5 protein-coding genes and 1 pseudogene are annotated in these 5,509 nt (G+C 69.0%); 3 read left to right on the plus strand and 3 right to left on the minus strand.

From position 1 onward, the window contains the following. On the plus strand, positions 1-374 hold a 374-nt coding region (locus tag HC022_RS18270), incomplete at its 5' end, for a RidA family protein (protein ID WP_167453378.1). Positions 375-510: 136 nt separating this feature from the next. Here the strand turns inward: HC022_RS18270 and HC022_RS18275 are convergent. Beyond that, a complete protein-coding gene (locus tag HC022_RS18275; protein WP_008884752.1) occupies positions 511-1,458 on the minus strand; it encodes a LysR family transcriptional regulator in 948 nt (315 codons plus the stop codon). Between the two features lie 149 nt (positions 1,459-1,607). Then, the gene (locus tag HC022_RS18280; protein ID WP_167453379.1) at positions 1,608-2,192 is read right to left on the minus strand and encodes a 50S ribosomal protein L25/general stress protein Ctc; all 585 of its coding nucleotides are present in this window, start codon (positions 2,190-2,192) and stop codon (positions 1,608-1,610) included. Positions 2,193-2,353: 161 nt separating this feature from the next. On the opposite strand from HC022_RS18280, the gene HC022_RS18285 reads away from it, so the two are divergent. After that, complete coding sequence (locus tag HC022_RS18285; RefSeq protein ID WP_167453380.1) at positions 2,354-3,496, plus strand: MFS transporter; 1,143 nt, start codon at positions 2,354-2,356, stop codon at positions 3,494-3,496. Between the two features lie 108 nt (positions 3,497-3,604). On the opposite strand, the gene HC022_RS18290 is transcribed toward HC022_RS18285, so the two are convergent. Further along, on the minus strand, positions 3,605-4,771 hold the full coding sequence (locus tag HC022_RS18290; protein WP_008885323.1) for an alpha-hydroxy acid oxidase: 1,167 nt from the start codon (positions 4,769-4,771) through the stop codon (positions 3,605-3,607). A 128-nt stretch (positions 4,772-4,899) separates the two neighbouring features. On the opposite strand from HC022_RS18290, the pseudogene HC022_RS28605 reads away from it, so the two are divergent. Beyond that, positions 4,900-5,509, plus strand: a pseudogene (locus HC022_RS28605) (hypothetical protein); the annotation flags it as partial.

A 5,509-nucleotide genomic window follows, 5' to 3' on the forward strand; every position in this document is an offset into this window, starting at 1 on the left:
ATCCCGAGCAGAACCTCGACAACGACCTGGCGCAGGCCGTTGTCACCCAGGGCGGCCGCATCGTCTGGCTGCGCGGCCAGTGCCCGCAGAACCTCGACGACGCCAAGAACATCGAGAGCCACGACCCGGTGGAGCAGACCCACAAGGTCATGCAGAACATCCGCCAGCTCATCGAAGAGGCCGGCGGCTCGATGGAGCATCTCGTCAAGGTGGTGGTCTACATCACCGACGTGCGCCACCGTGAGGCGGTCTACCGCACCATGGGCGAGTACCTGAAGGGCGTGCACCCGGTCTCCACCGGCCTCGTGGTGCAGGCACTGGCCCGGCCCGATTGGCTGGTCGAGATCGACGGCACCGCGGTCATCCCCGACTGACCGTCCGGCTGTCCGGCTGTCCACGCCGGGTCAGCCAGAGGCGACGCCGGCGGTCCGGTGTAGCTGAAATCAGGCAGGGGGGGGCACGTGTCCGGCCCTTGCGAGACCCGCGCCCCGACTGCCTCGGGGCCGCGTGTCAGCCGACGCGCTTCGGGTCCATGATCGGCGCTTCCATCCCGGGGATGTAGCTGTTCGAGATCAGCGTCGCGCAATGGTCCATGAAGGTCCCCACCAGCCGCGTCGGCGCCTGCCGGGCCACCCTGAGCAGCCCCAGCCGCATCGGCTTGTGATCCCCCGCGATCCGCACCTTCGCCACCGACCGCCCGTCAAGCGCCAGCCGCGATTTCGGCCGGATGTTGGCGATGGTGTAGCCGAAGCGGTTCGCCACCATGGTGCGGATGACGTCCTGCTGCTGCAGCCGCGCGCTGATCTTGGGCACCAGCCCCATGCGCGCGAAGAGCGCGAGGAAGTAATCCCGCGACTGCGGCAGGTCGAGCAGGATCATGTCGCGCTCGGCAAGCTCGCCGAGGGTCACCGCGGGCTCGCTCGCCAGCGGATCGGTCTCGGCCACCAGCGCATAGGGCGGCAGTTCGGCCAGCGGGATGAACTCGAACTCGTCCGGCAGGTGCAGGTCGTAGCTGAGCGCGATGTCGAGCTCGGCACGCTCGAGCCCGTGCAGCAGCTGCTCGTGGTCCGAGACCTGCGGCAGCACCCGCACTCCGGGGAAGTCCGTGGCGAAGCTGTGCGTCACCTCGGGCAGCACCATCGGGGCGAAGGTGACGAGACAGCCCAGCGACAGCGTGCCCCGCACTGCCTCGGTCGCCTCGGAGGCGGTGTGGTAGAGCTTCTGCGCCTGGTCCATGAGCTGCTTGGCCTCGGCCAGCAACTCGCGCCCGGTGCGGGTCAGCGACAGTCCCTGCGCATGGCGCCGCAGGAAGAGCTGCGCCCCGAGCTCTGCCTCGAGCTGCGAGATCGCGGTCGAGATCGACGGCTGCGAGATGTTGATCCGCTCGGCGGCAAGGGTGATCGACCCGGCCTCGGCGGTGGCGATGAAATATTCGATCTGGCGCAGCGTGTATCGCATGTAGCGTCCTTTGCCGGGACATGGGGTAGGGGGACCGGCACCGCAAGGGCGCCGCCCGGGGTCCTTGCCACGGAAACGCGCGCCCGGAAAGCGAAACGGCCCCGCCATCGCTGGCGGGGCCGTCCGAAATTCTGCCGTGAGGGCGGGGATTACTCCTCGTCGCCCTCCGCTTCGCCTTCGGCCGCGTCGTCGGCGCGCAGGCCGCGCGGAGCCGAGATGTTGGCGATGACGAAGTCACGGTCGACGGTCGGCTTCACGCCTTCGGGCAGGGTGACGTCCGAGATGTGGATCACGTCGCCGATCTGCTTGCCTTCCAGGTCCACGGTGATGTGGTCCGGAATGTCGCCGGCGAGCACGTTGAGCTCGACTTCCTGGCGCACGATGGTGAGCACGCCGCCGCGCTTGAGTCCCGGAGCCTTCTCCTCGTTGATGAAATCAACGTGGATGAAGAGGTTGATCCGGGTGGTGCGGCGCAGGCGCATCAGGTCGAAGTGGGTCGGAAGGTCCTTCACCACGTCGCGCTGAACGTCGCGGCAGATGACGCGGACGTCATCGTGGCCTTCGGCTTTCAGCTGATGCAGCATCTTGTTGAAGGGCATCTGGATCGCGAGCGGTTCTGCGTCGCCACCGAAGAGGATCCCCGGAACCATGCCGTCGCGACGAGCCTGCCGAGCGGCGCCCTTGCCCGTCCCCGACCGTTCCAGAGCTACGAGATCAGGAATCTCACCAGCCATGTTGTATTCTCCATATATAAGGGCAGGGTGCCTCCAAGGCTGTCACCCCGCGTTAAGAGCGCTCCGATAGACCGGTTTGCAACTTTTCTCAACCTCTTTTTGCGCCCCGCCCGCACCCGCCGCCGCTGGACCTTCACCGCGCGCGGTGGCAGGCAGTGCGAATGAGGATCGGGCAGGACATATTGGCCAGCCGCGGGCCGGCGGCGGCCTTCGCGGCGATGGGGCTCTACTGGGGCGGATTCGCGGCGCTGGTGCCGGATCTGAAGTCGCAGGCGGGCCTCACGGACGAGGGCTTCGGACTGGCGATGCTGGTCTCGACCTGCGGCGCCGTGGCGGCGATGTGGGCAGCACCCGTCGCCGACCGCCATCTCGGACGCGCGGCGATGCCGCTCCTCGGGCTGGCCACGGCGCTGGCCTTTCTGACCCCGGGGCTCGCCACCGGCTGGTGGGGCTTCGCGCTCGGCATGGCGCTGGCGGGGGCGGCGGTCGGCTGCCTCGACGTGGTGATGAACGCACGGCTCGCGGCGCTCGAGGTGACGCGGGGCCGGCCCCTGATGAACCTCAACCACGGGCTTTACTCCTTCGTCTACGCGGGCTCGGCGCTCGTCACCGGTGTCTCGCGCGAGGCGGGGGCCGCGCCGCTCGCGGTGTTCTCCGGGCTCGGCCTCGTCACGCTGGCGCTGGTCGTGGTCATGGCCACCGCGCCGCTGGTGCAGGACCACGCCGCCCGCGCCGCGAAGGCCGCGGTCTCCGCCTGGCCGCTGGTGCTGCCCGGCGGGCTCATCGTGATGATCGGCTTCCTGACCGAGCAGGCGGCCGAGGGCTGGTCGGCGCTGCATCTCGAACGCAACCTCGGCGCGGGCGCCGCCGCGGGCTCCATGGGCCCGGCACTGCTGGGCTTCACCATGGGGATCGGCAGGCTCTTCGGCCAGGCGCTGGCGCATCGCTTCCCGGAACCGGCGGTGATCCGCATCGGCGCAGGCGTCGCGGCGGTCGGAGCGCTCTTGGCGGGCTTCGCCCCCGCCGTCTGGGTCGCCTACGCGGGCTTCGCGGTGCTGGGGCTCGGCGCCTCGGTGATTGTGCCCATGGCCTTCGCCTTCGTCGCGGCCCGGGTGCCGGCGCCGCAACGGGCGCGCGCCATCTCCCACCTCTCGGTGATCGGCTACGCAGGCTTCTTCCTCGGCCCGCCGCTCATGGGGGTTCTCTCGGGCCTCTTCGGCCTCGGCGCCGCCTTCGGCACCGTCGCCGTGATCCTCGCGCTGATCCCGGCCGCCCTCGTGGGCTGGATGCGGCGCGGCGCCTGATCCCGGGCGCCACCCCGCTGCTTCATCTTGCCGGACAAACTCCGGGGGAGTCCCGCAGGGACGGGGGCAGAGCCCCCTCGACCCCAACCGTCCCGCGAGACGCCGGCCTCACTCTTCCCAGTCGCCCGAGAACCCCTTCGGCACCATCAGGATGTCGCGGTTCACCGCATTGATGTCGGTGCGACCGCACAGCCCCATCGAGGTGTCGAGCTCCTTGTGGATCACCCGCAGCGCCTCCGAGACACCCTTCTCGCCCATGGCGCCCAGCCCGTAGATGTAGGCGCGGCCGATCCAGCAGCCCTTGGCGCCCATGGCCACGGCCTTGAGCACGTCCTGGCCCGAGCGCACGCCGCTGTCGAGATGCACCTCGATCCTGTCGCCCACCGCGTCCATGATCGGTCCCAGCGCCCGGATCGAGCTCAGCGCCCCGTCGAGCTGCCGCCCGCCGTGGTTCGACACCACGATGGCGTCCGCGCCCACGTTCAGCGCCTCGAGCGCGTCGCGCGGATCGAGGATGCCCTTGATGATGAGCGGGCCGTCCCACATCTTGCGGAACTCCCGGATGCGGTCCCAGTTCAGCGCCTGGTCGAAGCTCTCGGCGGTCCAGGTGCTGAGGCTCGAGGGGTCGTCCACCCCGGCCGCGTGACCCACGATGTTGCCGAAGAAACGCCGCTTGGTCTGCAGCATCTCCAGCCCCCAGGCCACGCGCCACGACATGTCGAGGATCGACCTCGCGGTCAGCTTGGGCGGGGCGGAGAGCCCGTTCTTGATGTCCTTGTGACGCTGCCCCAGCATCTGCAGGTCGACAGTGATCACCGCCGCCGAGCACTTGGCATCCTTCGCGCGGTCGAAGAGCCGCTGCATGAAGTCGTCGTCCTTGAGCGTGTAGACCTGCAGCCAGAACGGTTTCGAGGTGTGCTCGGCCACGTCTTCGATGGAGCAGATCGACATCGTCGAGAGCGTATAGGGCACGCCGAACGTCTCGGCGGCCTTCGCCGCGAGGATCTCGCCGTCCGCGTGCTGCATCCCGGTCAGGCCGACGGGGGCCAGCGCCACCGGCATCGCCACGTCCTGCCCGATCAGCTGCGTCGCGGTGCTGCGGCCGGTCATGTCGATGGCGACGCGCTGGCGCAGGTAGAGATCGTCGAAATCCGACGAGTTCTCGCGGAAGGTCTGTTCGGTCCAGCTTCCCGACTCGCAATAGTCGTAGAACATCCGCGGAACGCGCCGCTTGTAGATCCGCTTGAGGTCCTCGATTTCGGTGATCACGGGCATCGACGGCTTCCTTTCCCTCTCGAACCGGTCAGTTTTCCTTACCGCTTCAAGGGGGGCGGCGCAATCGCAGGTGGTTGCCATTTGCCGCGCTGCCGCCTTTAGTGCTGCAAAACCGGGTCGGGGGCAGCATGCAAGAAATTCTCTGGGGCGTCTTTGGCGGGTTCGTTGCCGCCATCGCCACGACGGCGGGCGCCGCTCCGGCGCTGGTCGGGCGCAAGATGACGCAGGCGACCTCCGACACCATGCTGGGCTTCGCGGCGGGGGTGATGCTCTCGGCGGCCTATTTCTCGCTGATCATCCCCGGCATCGAGGTGGCGGAAAGCCAGTACGGCTCGGTCTGGTCGCCTTCTGCCCTCGCCGCGGCGGGCATCGCCATCTTCGGTGCCATGAACCTCTACCTGCTGGCCTGGAACCTGCGACGCGTCGGGCGGTTCGTGGCCTCCGAGCGCGGCCAGTCGCTGGGCGCGAGCAATGCGCAGACCCAGATGATGGCCCTGCCGCTGGCGCTTGCCATGTCGGTTAACGTGGCCTTCATCCTCGGGCTCGTCTTCGTGCCGGGGCTCTGGTCGGTTGTCGAATTTCTCTTCCCCGTGGCGCTCGCCGTCTTCCTCGCCATCGGCGCGCTGGCGCTGCGGCAGCTGGGCGGGTTCCTCGGGCGCGTGATCGGCAGCGGCGGGGTCGACCGCGAGGCCCACAACTCCTTCGCCCCCCCCCCGCCCGCCCTCCCGCCCGCGATGG

The sequence above is a fragment of the Salipiger sp. HF18 genome, assembly GCF_011806505.1.
Taxonomy (GTDB): Bacteria; Pseudomonadota; Alphaproteobacteria; order Rhodobacterales; family Rhodobacteraceae; genus Salipiger; species Salipiger thiooxidans.

Bases quoted from the DNA above. Each gene is read 5' to 3' on its own strand.
- HC022_RS18275 (WP_008884752.1), bottom strand. From the start codon at position 1,458: ATGCGATACACGCTGCGCCAGATCGAATATTTCATCGCCACCGCCGAG.
- HC022_RS18280 (WP_167453379.1), bottom strand. From the start codon at position 2,192: ATGGCTGGTGAGATTCCTGATCTCGTAGCTCTGGAACGGTCGGGGACG.
- HC022_RS18285 (WP_167453380.1), top strand. From the start codon at position 2,354: ATGAGGATCGGGCAGGACATATTGGCCAGCCGCGGGCCGGCGGCGGCC.
- HC022_RS18290 (WP_008885323.1), bottom strand. From the start codon at position 4,771: ATGCCCGTGATCACCGAAATCGAGGACCTCAAGCGGATCTACAAGCGG.